Here is a 20,512-nt window from a genome sequence, read left to right as displayed (position 1 = left end):
CCCGATAGCGCTCATCGCTTGTCAGTCTGCGGCAGGCTTTTGTTCGCTGAGCTTGTCAGCCAGGCGCACGAACGCGGCCAGGTCGAGTTGCTCGGGACGCAGGCTGCCATCGACACCGGCGGCTTCGATTTCAGCATTGCTCAGCAACAGCTTGAGGGTGTTGCGCAGGGTTTTGCGGCGCTGGTTGAACGCTTCGCGCACGACGCGTTCCAGCAGGCGGTGATCCTTGGCCGGGTGTGGCAGTACCGCGTGGGGCACCAGGCGCACGATGGCCGAGTCGACTTTCGGTGGCGGGTTGAACGCGCCAGGGCCGACGTTGAACAGGTGCTCGACCCTGCAGTGGTACTGAACCATGATCGACAAGCGACCCCAGTCACCACCACCAGGGCCGGCAGCCAGGCGCTCGACCACTTCCTTTTGCAGCATGAAGTGCATGTCGCGAATCAGGTGCGAGTTGTGCAGCAGGTGAAAAATCAGCGGGGTGGAGATGTTGTACGGCAGGTTGCCGACCACTCGCAGGCTGCCAGGCGCGGCATTCAGGCTGTTGAAGTCGAACTTCAGCGCATCGCCCTGATGCAGGTTGAAGTTGCTCTTGCCGGCAAACTGCTGGTTGAGGATCGGGATCAGGTCCTTGTCCAGTTCCACCACATCAAGTTGCGCGCCGCTGCTGAGCAGGCCTTGGGTCAGTGCACCCTGGCCCGGGCCGATTTCCAGCAGGCGGTCTTCTGCCTTGGCATGAATGGAGCGCAGGATACGGTCGATAACGCCGGCATCGTGCAGGAAGTTCTGGCCAAAGCGTTTGCGCGCCTTGTGTTGGTAGTGCTCGGTCATAAACGGGTCTCGGCCATCTGGTAGGCGGTTTCCAGGGCGACTTGCAGGCTGCCGGTGTCGATCCTGCCGCTGCCGGCCAGGTCCAGGGCTGTGCCGTGGTCGACCGAGGTGCGGATGATCGGCAAGCCGAGGGTCACGTTGACTGCCGCGCCGAAGCCTTTGTACTTAAGCACCGGCAGGCCCTGGTCGTGGTACATCGCCAGCACCGCATCGCAGTGCTCCAGATATTTGGGGGTAAACAGAGTGTCGGCGGGCAGGGGGCCACGAAGGTCCATGCCCTCGCCGCGCAGGCGCTCTAATGTGGGTTCGATGATATCGATTTCTTCATGGCCCAGGTGTCCGCCTTCGCCGGCATGGGGGTTGAGCCCGCAGACCAGGATGCGTGGCCGGGCGATGCCGAACTTGCTTTTCAGGTCGGCGTGCAGGATTCGCGTGACGCGTTCCAGACGCTCCGGCGTGATTGCATCGGCAATCTCGCGAAGGGGCAGGTGAGTGGTCACCAGGGCCACGCGCAAGCCGCGTGTAGCCAGCATCATCACCACTTGCGCGGTGTGGGTCAGGTCGGCGAGGAATTCCGTGTGCCCGGAAAAGGCGATGCCGGATTCGTTGATGACGCCTTTGTGCACCGGCGCGGTAATCATGCCGGCGAAATGTCCGTCCAGGCAGCCCTGGCCGGCGCGGGTCAGGGTTTCCAGTACGAAGGCAGCGTTGGCCTTGTCCAGTTGCCCGGCGACGACCTTGGCATTGAGCGGTGTATCCCAGACATACAGGCTGTTGGCTGGCGCGGGTGCATCCGGCCAGTTGTCCGGTGTGACCGGTAGCAAATCGACAGCCACACCCAGCTGCGCGGCCCGCTCAATGAGCAGGTCGCGGCTGGTAATGGCAATCAGGGGATGAGGCTGGGCTTGCGAGGCGAGCAGCAGGCACAGGTCGGGACCTATGCCGGCTGGTTCGCCGGGTGTCAGCGCGAAACGTTGGGGTTTCACTGCGCTGCCTGGTCGGCGCCAGGGAGTTTGATTTCCACGTACGCTTCGTCACGGATCTGACGCAGCCAGGTTTGCAGCTCTTCATCGTATTTGCGGTTACGCAAAACGGTCATTGCTTGCTGCTCGCGGGCCTGTGAGGTGCTGTCGGTGGCGCGACGGCCAAGGACTTCCAGGACGTGCCAGCCGTACTGAGTCTGGAACGGCCTGGACAGCTGACCTTGCGGGGTCTTGGCCATCACTTCGCGGAATTCCGGCACCAGTGCGTTCGGGTCGATCCAGTTCAGGTCGCCGCCGTTAAGGGCTGAACCCGGGTCTTCCGAGTAGCTTTTCGCCAGCTCGCCGAAGTCTTCGCCAGACTCGATACGGCTGTAGAGCGACTCAACCAGGGCCTTGGTTTTTGCTTCGTCGCGGATCGGGCTCGGTTTGACCAGGATGTGGCGCACATGCACTTCGTCGCGCATCTGGGTCTGGCCGCCACGCTTTTCGAGGACCTTCAGGATGATGAAGCCGCCCGGGGTGCGCATTGGCTGGGTGACATCACCCACCGGCATGGTGCTCAGCAGGCGATCGAACGGCGGAGGCAATTGAGCGGCTTTACGCCAGCCCATGTCACCACCCTCCAGTGCGGTTTCGCTGGCGGACTTGGCGATTGCCAACTGACCGAAGTCAGCGCCTTGCTTGAGCTGCTGGTAAATCGCATCGGCCTGCTTGGCTGCACTCTGAATCGCATCGGAGTTGGCGCTTTCCGGCGTAGGAATCAGGATGTTGGCCAGGTGGAACTCTTCAGACAGCTGCATTTTGCCCAGGTCGGACGCCAGGAAATTCTTCACTTCCTGCTCGGAGATCTGGATGCGTTCGGCGACCCGACGCTGGCGTACACGGCTGATGACCATTTCGCGGCGAATCTGCTCGCGTGCGTCGTCGTAGGACAGACCGTCGCGAGTCAGGGCGGTGCGGAACTGCTCGACCGACATGTTGTTGCGCTGGGCAATGGTGCCGACAGCCTGGTTCAACTCTTCGTCGGTAATGCGGATGCCGGAGCGCTCGCCGATCTGCAATTGCAGGTTTTCGACGATCAGGCGCTCAAGTACCTGCTGTTCCAGCACGCTGGCCGGCGGCACGGCAGAACCGCGCTTGGCAATGGTTTTTTGAACTTCATGAACCCGTTGGTCCAGTTGGCTCTGCATGACCACGTCGTTGTCGACGATGGCCACCACTTTATCGATGGACTGCACGGCGGCGCTGGCCGCCGTACTCAGGAACAGCGCGCCCAGCATCAGCGGGCGCAGACAATCAGAAAGCTTGGTCTTCACGTTCACGATAACCTTGAATGCCTTTGTCGAGGAAGCTCTCGGCCTTGGAGCCGGTAAGGCCGCCGAGTCCCTTCAGAACAATTTGGAGGAAGACGCCATGGTCGCCTTTTTCGTTTTGCGGTGCTTCCTGGCTGAACTCGTCGTAATCAACGAAGTAACGGTTGATCAGGCGCAGTTTCCAGCAGCAGTTGTCGTACTCGAAACCACCGAATGCATCCAGGGTACGGTTGCGGTTGTAGTCATACTGCCAACGGCTGATAACGCTCCATTGCGGCACGATTGGCCAGATCACCGAGAAGTCGTGCTGTTCGATCTTGTAGTAATCCTTCACGTAGCCAGGCTGGCCAGGGGTGCCGTAGTCACCGCCGCCCACAGTCCATTTACCGGTGTTCTGGTCGTAACGGACCTGGTCATTGCGATAGCGGTAGCCGAAGTTGACGATCTTGTTCGGATTGTCTTCAGGCTGGTAGTGGAACATCGCGCTGCCCGAGCGAGGGCTGCGGCTGTCCGGGTCCCAGTTGTAGTCGGCGGTGGTACGCCAGTCGCGGTTCCAGCGATATTCGTATTCCAGTGCGTACGGCGAAACGCTGGCTTGGGCATCGGCACGGGTTTTTGCATCGATACCCGGCAACTGAACTTCGCGGTCCTTGAAGTACAAGGCCTGGCCGACACTGATGCGCTGACGCTCGAAACCGTCGTCTTCGATCCAGCGGCTGGTCACGCCCAGGGACAGTTTGTTCTCGTCGCCGACACGGTCGGAGCCGGAGAAGCGGTTGTCACGGAACAGCGACGCATAGTTGAAGGTGTATTCGCTGGTGTCGAATACCGGGATGTCTTCCTGGTCGACCTCAGGCACGTACAGGTAGAACAGGCGCGGCTCGAGGGTCTGGCGGTAGTTCTTGCCGAAATACTGGGTATTGCGATCGAAGTACAGGCCGCTGTCGATGCTGGCGATTGGTACGCCGCGGTTCTGGTTGCTGTCGAACGTTCCCAGGAGCTTGTCCTGTTCTGCGGTCTGATTCGCAATCTGACCTTTGCCAGTGCTGTCCAGGTCCAGTTGGTACTGTGTGTACTGGTACTTGAGCTTCGGTGTCAGGAAGCCGTACGTCGTATTCATCGGCAAGCTGATGGCGGGCGCCAGGTTCAGGCGGTCGCCATTGGCACGAGCCAGGCCTTGAACGTTGTTATCGAGGCGGGGAGAGCCGACACCGTCTTCGTCAAAGTATGTTCCGCTCTGCAGATCCCGGTCAAACCGCACGAGTTCGGTGTTGTACGTGAAGTCCAGGCCTTCCGGATGATAAGGCAGCATGCCGTCGAGGGTGAGCTGCGGCAGGCGGTCGTACGGCGTAATGTTCGACACGCTCGCCAGTTCGTAGGCCTGGGCGTTCACGCGAGCGGAATAGCTGTCGCCACGATAGGTGACGGAGCCTTGCTGGTTCACGTAGTCGTTGCTTTTGATGCCAATCTGGTCGGTCTGCAGATCCTGGAAGTAATACGGATCGCTGATCTTGGTGTAGTCGACTTGCGTGAGCACTCGCGAGTCGAGACCGCCCTTGTGCTGCCAGTTGTACATGTAGCGGGTTTTTTCGGCGTCGCTCTGCTTGTCGCGTTCGTTGCTTTCGTCGTTGAGGTACGCCGCACCGAACTGGCCTTCGCTGGACTTGGTCAGGTAGCGGAATTCGCCTTCCATCAACAAGCCGTGCTTTTCCATGTAGCGCGGGTACAACGTGGCATCGTAGTTCGGCGCCAGGTTGAAGTAATACGGGGTGACCAGCATGAAGCCGGTATCGCTGCCGGTGCCGATGGTCGGCGGCAGGAAGCCGGACTGGCGACGGTCGTCGATCGGGAAATAGATGTACGGCGTATACAGGATCGGAATGTCCTTGACCCGCAGCGTCACGTTGGTCGCGGTACCGAAGCCGGTGGCCGGGTTCAGGGTGATGTTGTTGCCCTTGAGCTGCCAGGCGTTGCTGTTCGGTTCGCACGTGGTGTACGTACCATCCTTGAGGCGGATGATCGCGTTCTCGGCACGTTTGGCGTACAGCGCATTACCGCGGATGCGGGATTTGTGCATCACGTATTCGGCGTTGTCGACCTTGGCTTCGCCGGTGTCGAGCTGTACGTCGGCGTGGTCGCCGACGATCAGGGCGCCGTTGTCGCGAATGCGCACGTTGCCGTTCAGGTCGCCACGGCTCTCGGCCTGGTAAAGGTTGGCTTCGTCTGCTTCGACCTGCATGCTGCCCTGGCGCATGACAACGTCGCCGGCCAGGGTCGCGACTTGCTCATCCTGCTTATAGCGGGAGGCTTTTGCGCCGATAAAGGTTGGAGCGTCACTTTTATTGGTCTTGTCATCCATGCCAGGACGAATCGGTTCGATATAGGAACCAGAGCAATAAGGACCGGTTTCGGCCAATTGTGCGGCGGTGAGCTGCTCGCGGGGAACCCAGTCGAGGTGACTGTAGTCTGCGCTACGCGACTTCAGGCCACGGCCTTTGGATTCGGTGACCAGCACCGGCTTGGCGCCGGCGTCTTCGCTGGAACCGTTCTCGGCCGGAGCTTCGCCGGTGGCCGAAACTGCGCTGCCGTCATGGACGGGACGCGGTGGCAATGCAGCCGCCGGCGTCTTTGGCGCACAGTCCCAGGAACCCGAAGCAGAGACTGAGCAGTCATACTGTTCCGCGGCGACCACGTAGGAAGTGGCAAGGGGTTGCAGCGCCAGCAAACTGCCGGTAACCAACAACGGAAATTTTTTACGAAACGCGGGGGATTTCAATGCCATCTTATTAGTCCGGGCTTCCTGCGTGCCATCTGCCCGCGGTGTGGGCCGCACGCCTCTCGATGGTCTGAAAAAGATGCTGGATAATAAAGCATGACCCGCTTGACGGCTAGCGCCGTCGGAGACCCTTGCAATGCCTGATCAAGATGTACGCTTGCAACACCTGAAAGTTTGGCTCGATGAACAATTGGCGACCCTTTTTGCCGAGCAGGGCTGGGGCGTCGTACCCCCGGCCACGTTGACTGCGGCCAGCAGTGACGCGAGTTTCCGGCGGTATTTCCGTTGGCAAGGCGATGGCAAAAGTTTCATTGTGATGGACGCGCCGCCGCCCCAGGAAAACTGCAAACCCTTCGTGGATATCGCTTTTTTGCTGGCGAAATCCGGAATAAATGTGCCGAAAATTTATGCCGAAGACCTCGAGCGCGGTTTTCTTTTGCTCAATGACCTGGGCAACAAGACCTATCTGGACGTCATCGACAGCGAAAACGCCGACAATTTGTTCAAGGATGCCCTGCAGGCGTTGCTGGCTTTCCAGCAGTTGCCAATGGTTGCGCCTTTGCCGAGCTATGACGTGGCCTTGCTGCGTCGCGAGCTGGAACTGTTCCCCGAGTGGTACGTGAAGCGCGAACTGGGCATCGAATTTGACGCGGCACAACAAGTGCTCTGGCAGCAGGTCAGCGAACTGTTGATCGACAGCGCCCTGGCTCAACCGAAAGTCCTGGTGCATCGCGACTACATGCCGCGCAACCTGATGCTCAGCGAACCCAATCCCGGCGTGCTGGATTTCCAGGATGCGGTGTATGGCCCGGTGACCTACGACGTGACCTGCCTGTTCAAGGATGCATTCCTCAGCTGGCCCGAGGAGCGCGTGCACGGCTGGCTCGAAAGCTACTGGCAGCAGGCGGGCGCCCTCGGGATTGCGGTTCAGCCCGACTTCGAGGACTTCCTGCGTGCCAGCGACTTGATGGGCGTGCAACGTCACCTGAAAGTCATCGGCATTTTCGCGCGCATCTGTCATCGCGACGGTAAACCGCGTTATCTGGGGGACGTGCCACGTTTCTTTGCGTACATAGAAGCAGTGATCGCTCGTCGCCCTGAGCTGGCCGAACTGGATGTGCTGCTGGCCAGTCTGCGTGCCGGAGTGAAAGCATGAAGGCAATGATTCTGGCCGCGGGTAAAGGCGAGCGCATGCGCCCGCTGACCCTGACCACGCCAAAACCGCTGGTGCGTGCAGGCGGCGTGCCGCTGATCGAGTATCACCTGCGAGCGCTGGCAGCCGCCGGGTTCACCGACATCGTGATCAATCACGCCTGGCTCGGTCAGCAGATCGAAGACTATCTGGGCGATGGTTCGCGTTATGGCGTGAGCATTCAGTACTCGGCCGAAGGTGAGCCCCTGGAAACCGGCGGCGGGATTTTCCGCGCGTTGCCGTTGCTGGGGGATGAAGCGTTTGTCGTGGTCAATGGCGACATCTGGACCGATTACGATTTCAGCGTGCTGCATCAACCCATCAACGGCCTGGCGCACCTGGTGCTGGCCAGTAACCCGGCCCATCATCCGGCCGGGGACTTCAGCCTGGTCGAAACGCAGGTCCGCGACGGTCAGCCAGAGATTGGCACCCTGACCTACAGCGGTATCGCCGTGTTGCATCCGCAGTTGTTCGACGGTTGCACCGCCGAGGCCTTCAAGCTCGCGCCGCTGTTACGCAAAGCCATGGCTGACGGTCAGGTGACTGGCGAGCAGTTGAAGGGGGACTGGGTCGATGTCGGTACTCACGAGCGTCTGGCCGAAGTTGAAACATTAATAGAAGCGAGGCGCTGACATGTTGTGGCCAGGGACTCTGATCGGAGCCGGAGCAGGCTATGCCATAGCCAGTATTCCGGGGGCCATTCTCGGGGCGTTGTTGGGGCAGGCGCTGGACCGGCGCTTGCACCTGCAGAGCTGGGGGCACTTGCGGGAAAAACTGGGCGGTCGCCCAGTGCTGCGTAACGATGAATTGCTGTTTGTCCTGTTAGGGCGACTGGCCAAGTGTGACGGCCAGGTGATGGCCGGGCACATCGAACAGGCCCGGGCGGAAATGCGCTCGCTGGAGATGTCCGAGTCGGCCCAGCGTCGTGCGATTGCCGCGTTCAATCGCGGCAAGTCGGGCAACGACCGCCTGCGCGGTTATTTGCGTCGCCTGAGTGCCCAGCCCCATGCGGCGGAAGGTGTGTTGCGCGCCTGTTGGCGAATGGTCTGGGCCGATGGTCGTGCCGGCAGCAGTGAACGTCAATTGATCGGCCAATGGGGCAAGTGGTTGGGCTGGACATCCCATCAGGTGCAGGCGTTGGCCCACGATTATGAACCGCAGAAACGGCCCTTGGGCAAAAGTGTGCCCAGTTATCAGGACGCGCTGAGGCTTTTGGGGGTGTCGGCCACCACTGAGCCGGCGCAGATCAAACGTGCTTATCGGCGCCTGCTCAGTCGCCATCATCCGGACAAGATTGCCGGCACTGGCGCGACGGCCACGCAGGTGCGTGAGGCCACCGAACGAACGCGTGAACTGCATAACGCCTACACGCTGATTCGGGAGCGGCGGGATTTTCGCTAGCCAGTGATACCGCTATCGCGAGCAAGCTCGCTCCCACAGGTTTTGTGTCGTTCGCAATTTTCTGATCGGCAAAAAACCTGTGGGAGCGTGGCTTGCCCGCGATGATCGCGCCTCGGTCTGTCAGCCCGCCGGGTTCTGCGGATTCAACCAACCTCGCACCCGACGAAACAGCTGCTCCTGTTCGGCCTTGTTATCCGGCAACGCCTTGAGTGCGACCTGGCTGAATGCCGATGATTTCTGGCGTTTGCTGGCCTGCAGGCGCTCCAATGCTGCATCGCGATCCAGCGCTTTGTCCTTGTAGAAAATATCTGCGGTCGGCAGTTTCAGGGTCGGGGTCAGCTCGGCCAGCCCGGGCGTGGCCGCCACAGGTGTCCGGGCGGCAACCATCAGCAGTTTTTCGACCTGCGATGGCTGCTTTTCGCTCAGGTAGCGCGCGGCCCAATAGGCGCCCGAACCATGCCCCAACACCACGATGCTGCGGGCGCTTTGCTGTTCGGCGAAGGCGATCGCGGCATCGATTCGGGCAAAGATCCGCTCGGCATCTGCCTTGGACTGTTCCTCGGTGGTTTCGGCGAAGGGCTTGTCGGCCACATCGGCCTCGCCACCGGCGACCTGTTCGATAGGGGCCGCGGTGGTCGAGTCTTTACTGCCGGTTTCGGCGGGTTTGGGTGTCGGCGCTGCTTCGACGATTCGTGGCGCAATGGCATCGCTTTGCAGGTCCGGCAAGGTGATACTCAGGCTGCTCCACTCGGCATCCGGCAATTTGCGCCGCAAAGGGCCTACTGCTTGCGGCCAGTCAACGGTTTCGCCGGCGCCGGGGATGATAATCACCGCGCCTTTGGGTTCGGCGGTATTGGCCGGTTTCCACAAGGCCAGAAACGTGTCGGTGCCTGCTTGCAGTTGTTGCTGTTCCTGAGCCGGGATCTTTCGCTCAAGTGCAGTCGCTTCTTCCTGACTACGCTCAGGCAGCGGCTGACGTTCGAGTGGTTTTTCTTCGGCGGTTTTTTCCTCCGCGGCGGGCGTCGGGTCGGCCGCCTTGACGGAAAAAGCGCAAGGCAGGATCAGCGACAGGCACAATGCTGGCAGTGCCAGGCGGTAGACAGGGGGCATCGGATATTCCAGGCCAGAAGATGTTCCGGCAGCCTAATGGGTTGGTCTGTATTTGTCAGGGTGTGAGAGTTCAATGATGCGTTTTCGCTGCCTGTGGGTTATCGGCTGTTTGTGGTTTCCCTTGATGGGCTGGGCGGCCGCCGCGCCTCCGGCGCCCGTTGCCCAACTGTCCCCGAAACAGCAGCACTGGCTGGCGCAGCAGGGCGAGTTGCGGGTCGGCGTGGTGTTGCAGGCGCCCTATGCGCAATACGACCGCCGCTTGCAGCGCTTGTCCGGGGTGAACATCGAGTTGATGAAGTGGTTGGCTAAAAACCTCAATGTCGAACTGAGCTGGCGCAATTTTCCCGACCTTGAACAATTGGAAGCCGCGGCCCGCGAGGGCGAAATCGACATCGCTCCGGGCCTGACCCAGACCCCTGGCGGGCTGCGTCTCTGGCAGTTTTCCGACCCCTACATGCGGGTGCCGCAATTGGTGGTCAGCGACCAGAAAAGCGCTGGCGCGGTCGAGTTGGAAAAACTCGACAGCCAGACCCGCGTCGCCGTGCGCATGCCCAGTGCCATCGCCGATTACCTGCGTGGCAACTACCCGCACCTGAATCTGCAAGGCGTACCGATGGAGCGCCAGGCATTGCAATTACTGGTTGGCCAGCAGGCAACTTATGCGGTGATCGATGAGGCGCAACTGGGACGCTTGTCGGTCGAGACGGAGTTCGCCGGGTTGGTGGTGGTGGGGGATGTCGGCCTGCCGCAACTGCTGCGGGTGGCCACGCGGCGCGACAAGCCGGAACTGGCGGGCATCGTCGAAAGTGCATTGCGGGCGATCCCGGCCAAGGATCTGGAGCAACTGCACAATCAATGGCTGCAACCCAAGTATCCGCGGCTCACCGAGTCTCCGGGGTTTTGGCAAAACCTCTGCCTTCTGCTGGCCGTGCTGGCGTCCAGTTGCATGGCCATTGTGGTCTGGCAGCGTCGCCAGCAGCACCTCCTGGAGCAGCGTCTGCTGGCCGCGCAGGAAGACATTGCCTTGCGCGCCGCCAGCGAAGAGGCCCTGCGGCTCACCCAGTTTTCCATCGATCAGAGCACCGTCGGTATCCTCTGGGTCAACTGGGACAGCCATGTGCGCTACGCCAACCGCGCGGCGGAAAGCATGCTGGGCTATCCGGCCGGCGGGATCATCGATCGGCCCCTGATCGATTTCGAGCCTGGCCTGCACATGGACCGTTGGCTGAACCTGTGGAAGCGCGCGCGGGCCAGTGAAGACGGCCCGCAAAGCTTTGAATCCAATTGCGTGCGGGCCGATGGCAGCATCCTGCCGGCCGATGTCTCGTTGAGTTTTCTGCGCTTTCGCGATGGCGAATACCTGGTGGTTTACCTCAACGATGTCACCGAGAGGCGTCGCGCCCTGGCGGCCTTGCAGGAAAGCGAGGCGCGCCTGCAAGGCATCGCCGCCAACGTTCCGGGGCTGGTTTTCCGCCTGGAGCGGGCGCCGGTGACCGGTCAGATCGACTTTGCCTACATCAGTGAAGGCAGCGAAAGTCTGGTGGGTTACTCGCCGGCCACGCTGGCGCATCGCGATAAAGGCCTGCGCAGCCTGGTGCATCCGGATGACAAGGCCAGCTATCACCAGACCCAGGATCATGCGCTGGATACCGACAGCGACTGGTCGTGGCAGGGGCGAATCCTCACGCGTCAGGGCGAGCAGCGCTGGGCGGAAATCAAGGCCATCACCCGCCGGCTGGATGACGGTGCCTATGTCTGGGACGGAATCGTCTGGGACATCAGCGAAAGCAAGCGCATCGAGCTTGAGCTGGCCAGCTCCCGGGAGCAGTTGCGTGAGTTGTCCGCACACCTGGAAAGCGTGCGCGAAGAAGAAAAGGCGCGCATTGCCCGGGAAGTTCACGACGAGTTGGGTCAGATGCTCACCGTGTTGAAGCTGGAAACGTCCATGTGCGAACTGGCTTACGCGCAGCTTGATCCGGGTCTGAACGAGCGCTTGAACAGCATGAAGCGCTTGATCGCTCAGTTGTTTCAGCTGGTTCGTGATGTGGCCACGGCATTGCGACCGCCGATTCTCGACGCGGGCATCGCCTCGGCCATTGAGTGGCAGGCCCGTCGATTCGAGGCGCGCACGCAGATCCCGTGTCTGGTGCAGGTGCCGGACAACTTGCCGGTGCTCAGCGATGCGAAGGCAATCGGTTTGTTCCGGATCCTTCAGGAAGCGCTGACCAATGTCATGCGGCACGCCCAGGCGCATACTGTTGAATTGACACTGGCGCTGGAAGGCGACGAGTTGTGTCTGACGGTCAGCGATGATGGCGTAGGATTTGTCGCCGCAGCTGGCAGGCCGACATCCTTTGGGGTGGTCGGCATGCGCGAGCGGGTGTTGATCATGGGCGGTGAGTTGTCGCTTGAGAGTGAGCCGGGTGAAGGCACGACTCTGAGTGTGCGAGTGCCGCTGGATGCAGCCTGATGTTTATCTATTGTTTGCTCTGACGTCATCGTCGGAACGCTCGCGATAGATCTTGACCCTGGAGAAGAACGTGATCCGTGTACTGGTAGCCGAAGACCACACCATTGTCCGCGAAGGCATCAAGCAGTTGATCGGCCTGGCCAAGGACTTGCTGGTAGTGGGGGAGGCGAGCAATGGTGAGCAGTTGCTCGACACCTTGCGTCATGTGCCCTGCGAAGTGGTGTTGCTGGATATCTCCATGCCGGGCGTCAACGGCCTGGAAGCGATTCCGCGGATTCGCGCCCTGAACAATCCACCCGCGATCCTGGTGCTGTCGATGCATGACGAAGCGCAAATGGCCGCCCGGGCGTTGAAGGTGGGCGCTGCGGGTTATGCGACCAAGGACAGCGACCCGGCGCTCTTGCTGACGGCCATTCGCAAAGTGGCGTCAGGCGGGCGTTATATCGACCCGGAACTGGCCGATCGCATGGTTTTCGAAGTCGGTCTTACCGACTCGCGTCCATTGCACTCGTTGCTCTCCGAGCGCGAATTCTCCGTGTTCGAACGCCTGGCCCAGGGCGCCAACGTCAATGACATCGCCCAGCAACTGGCGCTGAGCAGCAAGACCATCAGCACCCACAAGGCGCGGCTGATGCAGAAGCTCAACATCACCTCGCTGGCGGAACTGGTGAAGTACGCGATGGAACACAAGCTCCTCTAAAACACACCGAAATTCAGTGTGGTCCAGTGGTGGCATATCCATTTACGACAGCTCCAGATATCGCATGGGCTTATTCTTGTGGCTTATAGCTGACCCCTTGCCACTACATTTGCCCAAACGCGCCATCCTTGTAGGGCAATCCCTACCCCCAACCTTCCATCCGGCTGAGGCCAATCTCTCTTGCCCCCCGATTTGCGCGGTCCCCAGCGTCCACTAGGCTTAGTCCCACAGCAGTCATCAATAACAAAGGTGTGGGTATGAGCCAGGTCGATTCAAGCGCAGGGGCCAATGATGTTCTGGTCAGCTTTCGTGGAGTGCAGAAGAGCTACGACGGCGAGAACCTGATCGTCAAGGACCTCAACCTGGACATTCGCAAAGGCGAATTCCTCACATTGCTCGGGCCGTCCGGTTCCGGCAAGACCACCAGCCTGATGATGCTCGCCGGCTTCGAAACGCCGACCGCGGGCGAAATCCTGTTGGGCGGGCGCGCCATCAACAACGTGCCGCCGCACAAGCGCGACATCGGCATGGTGTTCCAGAACTACGCATTGTTCCCGCACATGACGGTGGCGGAGAACCTGGCGTTCCCGCTGACCGTACGCGGCATGAACAAGAGCGACGTCAGTGCCCGGGTCAAGCGCGTGCTGAGCATGGTCCAGCTCGATGCCTTCGCCCAGCGCTACCCGGCGCAGCTTTCCGGTGGTCAGCAACAGCGTGTGGCATTGGCCCGCGCGCTGGTGTTCGAGCCGCAACTGGTGCTGATGGACGAACCCCTCGGCGCACTCGATAAACAACTGCGTGAACACATGCAGATGGAGATCAAGCACCTGCACCAGCGCCTGGGCGTCACCGTGGTCTACGTGACCCACGATCAGGGCGAAGCCTTGACCATGTCCGACCGTGTGGCGGTGTTCCACCAGGGCGAAATCCAGCAGATCGCGCCGCCGCGCACCCTCTATGAAGAGCCGAAAAACACCTTCGTCGCCAACTTCATCGGCGAGAACAACCGCCTCAATGGCCGCCTGCACAGCCAGACCGGCGACCGTTGCATTGTCGAGCTCGGGCGGGGTGAGAAGGTAGAGGCCTTGGCGGTCAACGTCGGCCAGACCGGCGAGCCGGTGACCCTGTCCATTCGTCCGGAGCGAGTGAGCCTCAATGGCTCCAGCGACCAATGCGTCAACCGCTTCTCCGGGCGAGTCGAGGAATTCATCTATCTGGGCGACCACGTCCGGGTTCGCATGGAAGTCTGCGGCAAGACCGACTTCTTCGTGAAACAGCCGATTGCCGAGCTAGATCCCTCGCTCGCCGTCGGCGACGTGGTACCGCTTGGCTGGCAGGTCGAACACGTTCGCGCGCTCGATCCACTTCTAGAGGCGCATTGATCGCCCCGGCAACACCAACACCAACCCTGCACGTGGAGAGAACAATAAATGTTGAGATCCCTGAAATTCACCGCTTTGGCACTGGGCATGATGGGCGCGGCACACGCAATGGCGGCCGGCCCGGACCTGACCGTGGTGTCCTTTGGCGGCGCGAACAAGGCGGCTCAGGTCAAAGCCTTCTACGCACCGTGGGAAGCGGCAGGCAACGGCAAGATCGTGGCCGGCGAGTACAACGGCGAAATGGCCAAGGTCAAGGCCATGGTCGACACCAAGAGCGTGTCCTGGGATCTGGTAGAGGTTGAATCGCCGGAGCTGTCCCGTGGTTGCGACGAAGACATGTTCGAGCAGCTTGATCCGAAGTTGTTCGGCAAGACCGAAGACTACGTCAAGGGCGCCATCCAGCCTTGCGGCGTAGGTTTCTTCGTGTGGTCGACCGTGCTGGCGTACAACGCCGACAAGCTGAAAACCGCACCGACCAGTTGGGTGGATTTCTGGGACACCAAGCAGTTCCCGGGCAAGCGTGGCCTGCGTAAAGGCGCCAAGTACACCCTGGAATTCGCACTGATGGCCGACGGCGTTGCGCCCAAAGACGTCTACAAAGTGCTGGCCGGCAAGGACGGTCAGGACCGCGCGTTCAAGAAGCTCGATGAGCTCAAGCCAAACATCCAGTGGTGGGAAGCCGGCGCACAACCGCCGCAATACCTCGCTTCGGGTGACGTGGTGATGAGCTCGGCCTACAACGGCCGTATCGCTGCCGTGCAGAAAGAAAGCAACCTGAAAGTCGTGTGGAACGGCGGCATCTACGACTTCGACGCATGGGCCATTCCAAAAGGTCTGGATGCCAAGCGCGCTGAAGCGGCGAAGAAGTTCATCGCCTTCTCGGTAATGCCGCAGCAGCAGAAGACCTACTCGGAAAACATCGCCTACGGCCCGGCCAACACCCAGGCCGTACCGCTGCTGGCCAAGGATGTCCTGAAGGACATGCCGACCACCCCGGAAAACATCGCCAACCAGGTGCAGATCGACGTCAGTTTCTGGGCTGACAACGGCGAGCAACTGGAACAGCGCTTCAACGCCTGGGCTGCCAAGTAGGAGCTGCCGAAGGCTGCGATCTTTTGATCTTGCTCTTCAGCGGCCTTGAATACGCCAAAAGATCGCAGGCTGCGCCAGCTCCTACAGGGACTGGCGTGTTTCATGAGTGTTGATGTAATGCGGCATCACCGTGGGTGGTGCCGCCCATTCAAAGATTCCCGGAGTACGTCATGGCTATCGCCGTTCCCCTGAACGAGGGCACCAGCCCCACCTTGAAGCAGCGGCTCAAGCACGCCGAGCGGGTCAATCGCTGGAAGGCCCAGGCGTTGATCGCGCCACTGGTGCTGTTTCTGTTGCTGGTGTTCCTGGTGCCGATCGTGGCGCTGCTCTACAAAAGCGTTGGCAACCCGGAAGTGGTCGGCGGCATGCCCCGCACAGTGACCGCCATCGCCAGTTGGGACGGCCGCGGCCTGCCCGCTGAACCGGTTTACAAAGCAGCGGCCGAAGACCTCGCCGAGGCTCGCAAGAATCAGACCCTGGGTGATCTGTCCAAACGCCTGAACATGGAACTGGCCGGCTACCGCAGCCTGCTGACCAAAACCGCCCGCGCCTTGCCGCTCACAACCGAGCCGGCTTCTTATAAAGAAGCGCTGGAAGGTCTCGATGAGCGTTGGGGCGACCCGGCCTACTGGCAAGCGGTACGTCGCAACACCAGCAGCATCACCCCGTATTATCTGCTGGCGGCCGTCGATCACCGCATCGACGACCTCGGCGAAATCGCCCCGGCCACCCCGGATCAGGCGATCTACCTCGACATCTTCGCCCGTACCTTCTGGATGGGCCTGGTCATCACCGTGATCTGCCTGGTGCTGGCGTATCCACTGGCTTATCTGCTGGCGAACCTGCCGTCGCGTCAGAGCAACCTGCTGATGATCCTGGTGCTGCTGCCGTTCTGGACTTCGATCCTGGTACGGGTCGCGGCGTGGATCGTGTTGCTGCAATCGGGTGGCCTGATCAACAGCGGCCTGATGGCCATGGGCATTATCGATAAGCCGATCGAGCTGGTGTTCAACCGCGTCGGTGTCTACATCTCCATGGTGCACATCCTGCTGCCGTTCATGATCCTGCCGATCTACAGCGTGATGAAAGGGATCTCGCCGACCTACATGCGCGCCGCGATTTCCCTCGGCTGCCATCCGTTCGCCAGCTTCTGGCGGGTGTATTTCCCGCAGACCTATGCCGGTGTCGGCGCCGGTTGCCTGTTGGTGTTCATCCTCGCCATCGGCTACTACATCACCCCGGCATTGTTGGGCAGCCCGAACGACCAGATGGTCAGCTACTTCGTCGCCTTCTACACCAACACCAGCATCAACTGGGGCATGGCGACCGCACTCGGTGGGCTGCTGTTGCTCGCGACGGTCGTGCTTTATCTGATTTACAGCTGGCTGGTAGGCGCAAGCCGCCTGCGCCTGAGCTAAGGGGAGAACGAAATGCTGAGTCCTTATATGTCGCCCATCGAACGGGTGTGGTTCTACAGCTTGCGGATTCTCTGCGGCTTGATTCTGTTGTTCCTGATCCTGCCGGTGCTGGTGATCATTCCACTGTCGTTCAACTCCGGCAGCTTCCTGGTGTACCCGCTGCAGGGCTTCTCATTGCAGTGGTATCACGATTTCTTCGCCTCGGCGGAATGGATGCGCGCCCTGAAGAACAGCATCATCGTCGCCCCGGCAGCCACGGTGCTGGCCATGGTCTTCGGTACGCTGGCGGCGATCGGCCTGACCCGGGGCGACTTCCCCGGCAAGGCGCTGGTAATGGCTCTGGTGATTTCACCGATGGTGGTGCCGGTGGTGATCATCGGTGTGGCCAGTTACCTGTTCTTTGCTCCGTTGGGATTGGGTAACAGCTTCTTCTCGCTGATCGTGGTGCATGCGGTGTTGGGTGTGCCGTTCGTGATCATTACCGTGTCGGCGACCTTGCAGGGGTTCAACCATAACCTGGTGCGGGCCGCCGCGAGCCTGGGTGCTTCGCCGCTGACCACGTTCCGCCGGGTGACCTTGCCGCTGATTGCGCCGGGCGTGATCTCCGGGGCGCTGTTTGCCTTTGCGACGTCGTTCGATGAGGTGGTGGTGACGCTGTTCCTCGCCGGCCCCGAACAAGCGACCCTGCCACGGCAGATGTTCAGCGGCATCCGCGAGAACCTCAGCCCGACCATCGCCGCCGCCGCGACGCTGCTGATTGCTTTCTCGGTGATCCTGCTGCTGACCCTGGAATGGCTGCGAGGGCGTAGCGAGAAACTGCGTACTGCGCAGGTCTGACGAATCACCTCATTCCCTGTGGGAGCGAGCTTGCTCGCGATGACGGACTATCAGTCGACATCTTTATCGACTGGAACTACCTCATCGCGAGCAAGCTCGCTCCCACAGGGATTTTTGGCGTTTTCGAGGTCCTCGGTCATTCACGACCTGAATAGAAGACAACCTCTAATCCCCAGCTACTATTGTGCCCAGCTCCCCTACCTATAAGAGGCTGCGCACATGAGTCTTTCCTCTTTCAAAATCGCTCACAAATTGATCACCGGCGCAGGTGCCATCGAGCAACTGTCTGCCGAACTGGCGCGTCTGGACATAGACAACCCACTGATCGTTACTGATGCCGCTTTGGTGAAATCCGGCACGGTAGAACTGGCACTGGCGCAGCTGGGCGAACGCAGTTACGAGATTTTCGACCGGGTGCTGCCGGACCCGGAAATAGCCATCGTCGAAGATTGCATGCAGGCCTATCGTGACGGTGGGCATGACGGCTTGATCGGCCTCGGTGGCGGTAGTGCCATCGACATTGCCAAGAGCGTGGCGGCCTACGCCGGGTACCACGGTGCGCTGGCGGATCTGTTCGGCATCGATCAGGTCCCGCGCAAAGGCCCGCCGCTGATCGCCATCCCGACCACCGCCGGCACCGGCTCGGAGGTGACCAACGTCGCCATCCTTTCCGACAAGGTCGCGCAACTGAAGAAGGGCATTGTCAGCGACTTTCTGTTGCCGGATGTGGCGCTGGTCAGTCCGCAAATGACCCTGACCTGTCCGCGCAGCGTCACGGCGGCCAGCGGCGTCGATGCGCTGGTGCATGCCATCGAGTCCTATCTGTCGGTCAACGCCTCGCCGATTACCGATGCCCTGGCCATCGGCGCCATCAAGTTGATCGCCAAGGCTTTGCCCAAGGCGTATGCCAATCCGTCGAACCTGCAAGCCCGGGAAGACATGGCCACTGCCAGCCTGATGGCCGGCATGGCGTTCGGCAATGCCGGGGTTGGCGCGGTGCACGCGCTGGCGTATCCGCTGGGCGGGCGCTTCAACATTGCCCATGGGGTCAGTAATGCCTTGCTACTGCCCCATGTCATGACCTGGAACAAGATGGCCTGTATCGAACGCATGCAGGATATCGCCGAGGCCATGGGCGTGAAGACCGCTCGCTTGAGCATCAACGAAGCGGCTGACAAAGCCGTGCAAGCCATGACCGAACTGTGTGCCGCGGTGGAAATTCCCCAGGGCCTGCGTAGTTTCGGTGTGCCCGAGGACGCCATTCCTTCCATGGCCGTGGAAGCAGCGGGGATCGAGCGCTTGATGCGCAACAATCCGCGTAAGTTGAGTGCCGTCGATATCGAAAAGATCTATCGCGCGGCGTACTAGGACCCCAGCCGTCGATGGATGATGGCAAGGTCCAATCATCGCGCTCACGGTGCGCGCTTCAAAGCATGAGGTATACAATGCGCGCCATCGTGATTCTGCTCAGAAAAGGTGCGTCATGCAGCCCTTCGTAATTGCTCCGTCGATTCTCTCCGCCGACTTCGCCCGCCTGGGTGAAGAAGTGGACAACGTCCTGGCCGCCGGCGCCGACTTCGTGCACTTCGATGTCATGGACAATCATTACGTACCGAACCTGACCATCGGCCCGATGGTCTGCGCGGCACTGCGCAAGTATGGCGTGACCGCGCCGATCGACGCGCACCTGATGGTCAGCCCGGTGGACCGCATCGTGGGCGACTTCATCGAAGCCGGCGCGACCTACATCACCTTCCACCCGGAAGCGAGCCAGCACGTCGACCGCTCTCTGCAACTGATCCGCGAAGGCGGCTGCAAGTCGGGCCTGGTGTTCAACCCGGCGACCCCGCTGGACGTGCTCAAGTACGTGATGGACAAGGTCGACATGATCCTGCTGATGAGCGTCAACCCGGGCTTCGGCGGGCAGAAGTTCATCCCCGGCACCCTCGACAAACTGCGCGAAGCGCGGGCACTGATCGATGCGTCGGGCCGTGACATCCGCCTGGAAATCGACGGCGGCGTGAACGTGAACAACATTCGCGAAATCGCCGCGGCTGGCGCTGACACCTTCGTCGCCGGCTCGGCCATCTTCAATGCGCCGAACTATCAGGAAGTCATCGAGAAGATGCGTTCCGAACTGGCGCTGGCTCGCCCATGAGTGGATTTGAGCAGTTGTTCCCGGGGCAACTGCCGCGGCTGGTGATGTTCGATCTGGACGGTACCTTGATCGACTCGGTCCCGGACCTGGCAGTGGCTGTGGACAAGATGCTGCTCAAACTCGGTCGCAAGCCCGCCGGTCTGGAAGCGGTACGCGAATGGGTCGGCAACGGCGCGCCGGTACTGGTGCGTCGTGCGCTGGCTGGCGCTATCGATCATTCGGCGGTCGATGACCACGAAGCCGAACGGGCGCTGGAGCATTTCATGCAGGCTTATGGCGAGAGCCATGAGTTGACCGTGGTTTACCCCGGCGTGCGCGACACCCTCAAATGGCTGCAAAAGCAGGGCGTCGAGATGGCGCTGATCACCAACAAGCCGGAGCGTTTCGTCGCGCCGCTGCTGGATCAGATGAAAATCGGCCGTTATTTCCGCTGGATCATCGGCGGCGACACCCTGCCACAAAAAAAGCCCGATCCGGCCGCACTGTTTTTCGTGATGAAAATGGCCAACATTCCGGCTTCGCAGTCTTTGTTCGTCGGCGATTCGCGCAGCGATGTGCTGGCGGCGAAAGCGGCGGGGGTCAAGTGCGTGGCCCTGAGCTACGGCTATAACCACGGTCGGCCGATCGCGGAAGAATCGCCGGCACTGGTGATCGACGACCTGCGCAAGCTAATTCCCGGTTGCCTGGATCCGGCCGCTGAGATAACGTTGGCCGACGCTGTCAAACCCCCTTCTGGAAACGCCATCGTGGTGGTCACTCGCAAACTCTGGATGAAAGTCATGAAGGCCCTGGCCCGCTGGCGTTGGCGCGCCTGACTTGATCCTGGCCGGTTTCCGGCGCGTTTGCATA

General features: G+C 60.9%; 17 protein-coding genes. 12 read left to right on the top strand and 5 right to left on the bottom strand.

From position 1 onward, the window contains the following. Positions 1-21: 21 nt before the first annotated feature. From rsmA to ACMDB8_RS25255, 4 genes are read right to left on the bottom strand one after another with little or no spacing between them, the layout of a single operon-like run. The gene (gene rsmA, locus ACMDB8_RS25270; protein ID WP_046039480.1) at positions 22-831 is read right to left on the bottom strand and encodes a 16S rRNA (adenine(1518)-N(6)/adenine(1519)-N(6))-dimethyltransferase RsmA; all 810 of its coding nucleotides are present in this window, start codon (positions 829-831) and stop codon (positions 22-24) included. Next, positions 828-1,817, bottom strand: a complete 990-nt coding sequence (pdxA, locus tag ACMDB8_RS25265; RefSeq protein WP_056726643.1) for a 4-hydroxythreonine-4-phosphate dehydrogenase PdxA — start codon at positions 1,815-1,817, stop codon at positions 828-830. Before pdxA ends, rsmA begins: the two co-directional genes overlap by 4 nt. Continuing rightward, entirely contained in the window at positions 1,814-3,130 is a 1,317-nt protein-coding gene (gene surA / locus ACMDB8_RS25260) for a peptidylprolyl isomerase SurA (RefSeq protein ID WP_156385820.1), read from the bottom strand. The genes pdxA and surA overlap by 4 nt, the downstream gene beginning before the upstream one ends. Further along, positions 3,111-5,909, bottom strand: coding sequence for an LPS-assembly protein LptD (locus ACMDB8_RS25255; RefSeq protein WP_056726645.1), 2,799 nt, complete (start codon positions 5,907-5,909; stop codon positions 3,111-3,113). Before ACMDB8_RS25255 ends, surA begins: the two co-directional genes overlap by 20 nt. Before the next feature lie 130 nt (positions 5,910-6,039). Here ACMDB8_RS25255 and ACMDB8_RS25250 point away from each other — a divergent pair, with 130 nt between their 5' ends. Genes ACMDB8_RS25250 through ACMDB8_RS25240 form a run of 3 tightly spaced genes read left to right on the top strand, consistent with a single transcriptional unit; the run spans position 6,040 to position 8,496 of the window. Continuing rightward, on the top strand, positions 6,040-7,059 hold the full coding sequence (locus tag ACMDB8_RS25250; protein ID WP_056726646.1) for an aminoglycoside phosphotransferase family protein: 1,020 nt from the start codon (positions 6,040-6,042) through the stop codon (positions 7,057-7,059). Then, positions 7,056-7,727: an N-acetylmuramate alpha-1-phosphate uridylyltransferase MurU gene (murU, locus tag ACMDB8_RS25245; RefSeq protein ID WP_056726647.1), complete on the top strand. Its 672-nt coding sequence runs from the start codon at positions 7,056-7,058 to the stop codon at positions 7,725-7,727. Before ACMDB8_RS25250 ends, murU begins: the two co-directional genes overlap by 4 nt. 1 nt (position 7,728) lies before the next feature. Next, a complete protein-coding gene (locus ACMDB8_RS25240; protein ID WP_056726648.1) occupies positions 7,729-8,496 on the top strand; it encodes a TerB family tellurite resistance protein in 768 nt (255 codons plus the stop codon). Between the two features lie 120 nt (positions 8,497-8,616). Here the strand turns inward: ACMDB8_RS25240 and ACMDB8_RS25235 are convergent, their stop codons facing one another. Then, positions 8,617-9,606 carry an alpha/beta hydrolase family protein gene (locus tag ACMDB8_RS25235; protein WP_056726649.1) on the bottom strand — a complete coding sequence of 330 codons (990 nt, stop codon included), beginning with the start codon at positions 9,604-9,606 and terminating at the stop codon, positions 8,617-8,619. Positions 9,607-9,679: 73 nt separating this feature from the next. On the opposite strand from ACMDB8_RS25235, the gene ACMDB8_RS25230 reads away from it, so the two are divergent. The 9 genes from ACMDB8_RS25230 to ACMDB8_RS25190 all read left to right on the top strand — a co-directional run bounded on the left by ACMDB8_RS25230 (position 9,680) and on the right by ACMDB8_RS25190 (position 20,478). Then, on the top strand, positions 9,680-12,076 hold the full coding sequence (locus tag ACMDB8_RS25230) for a PAS domain-containing sensor histidine kinase (RefSeq protein WP_223541851.1): 2,397 nt from the start codon (positions 9,680-9,682) through the stop codon (positions 12,074-12,076). 70 nt (positions 12,077-12,146) lie between these two features. Then, on the top strand, positions 12,147-12,776 hold the full coding sequence (locus tag ACMDB8_RS25225; protein WP_008051638.1) for a response regulator: 630 nt from the start codon (positions 12,147-12,149) through the stop codon (positions 12,774-12,776). 257 nt (positions 12,777-13,033) lie between these two features. After that, the gene (locus tag ACMDB8_RS25220) at positions 13,034-14,158 is read left to right on the top strand and encodes an ABC transporter ATP-binding protein (RefSeq protein WP_056726651.1); all 1,125 of its coding nucleotides are present in this window, start codon (positions 13,034-13,036) and stop codon (positions 14,156-14,158) included. Between the two features lie 48 nt (positions 14,159-14,206). Beyond that, positions 14,207-15,250, top strand: a complete 1,044-nt coding sequence (locus ACMDB8_RS25215) for an ABC transporter substrate-binding protein (RefSeq protein WP_056726652.1) — start codon at positions 14,207-14,209, stop codon at positions 15,248-15,250. 170 nt (positions 15,251-15,420) lie between these two features. Further along, the gene (locus tag ACMDB8_RS25210; RefSeq protein ID WP_056726653.1) at positions 15,421-16,668 is read left to right on the top strand and encodes an ABC transporter permease; all 1,248 of its coding nucleotides are present in this window, start codon (positions 15,421-15,423) and stop codon (positions 16,666-16,668) included. Positions 16,669-16,680: 12 nt separating this feature from the next. Further along, positions 16,681-17,505, top strand: coding sequence for an ABC transporter permease (locus ACMDB8_RS25205; RefSeq protein WP_007980200.1), 825 nt, complete (start codon positions 16,681-16,683; stop codon positions 17,503-17,505). A 219-nt stretch (positions 17,506-17,724) separates the two neighbouring features. Next, positions 17,725-18,873: an iron-containing alcohol dehydrogenase gene (locus ACMDB8_RS25200; protein WP_409078126.1), complete on the top strand. Its 1,149-nt coding sequence runs from the start codon at positions 17,725-17,727 to the stop codon at positions 18,871-18,873. Between the two features lie 115 nt (positions 18,874-18,988). Continuing rightward, the gene (rpe, locus tag ACMDB8_RS25195; protein ID WP_008027088.1) at positions 18,989-19,663 is read left to right on the top strand and encodes a ribulose-phosphate 3-epimerase; all 675 of its coding nucleotides are present in this window, start codon (positions 18,989-18,991) and stop codon (positions 19,661-19,663) included. Then, positions 19,660-20,478 carry a phosphoglycolate phosphatase gene (locus ACMDB8_RS25190; protein WP_056726655.1) on the top strand — a complete coding sequence of 273 codons (819 nt, stop codon included), beginning with the start codon at positions 19,660-19,662 and terminating at the stop codon, positions 20,476-20,478. Before rpe ends, ACMDB8_RS25190 begins: the two co-directional genes overlap by 4 nt. Positions 20,479-20,512 lie beyond the last annotated feature (34 nt).

It is taken from the genome of Pseudomonas monachiensis (genome assembly GCF_047345015.1).
Taxonomy (GTDB): Bacteria; Pseudomonadota; Gammaproteobacteria; order Pseudomonadales; family Pseudomonadaceae; genus Aquipseudomonas; species Aquipseudomonas monachiensis.
Note: the sequence above shows the minus strand (reverse complement) of the source record. Positions and strands in the feature narration are given on the sequence as shown.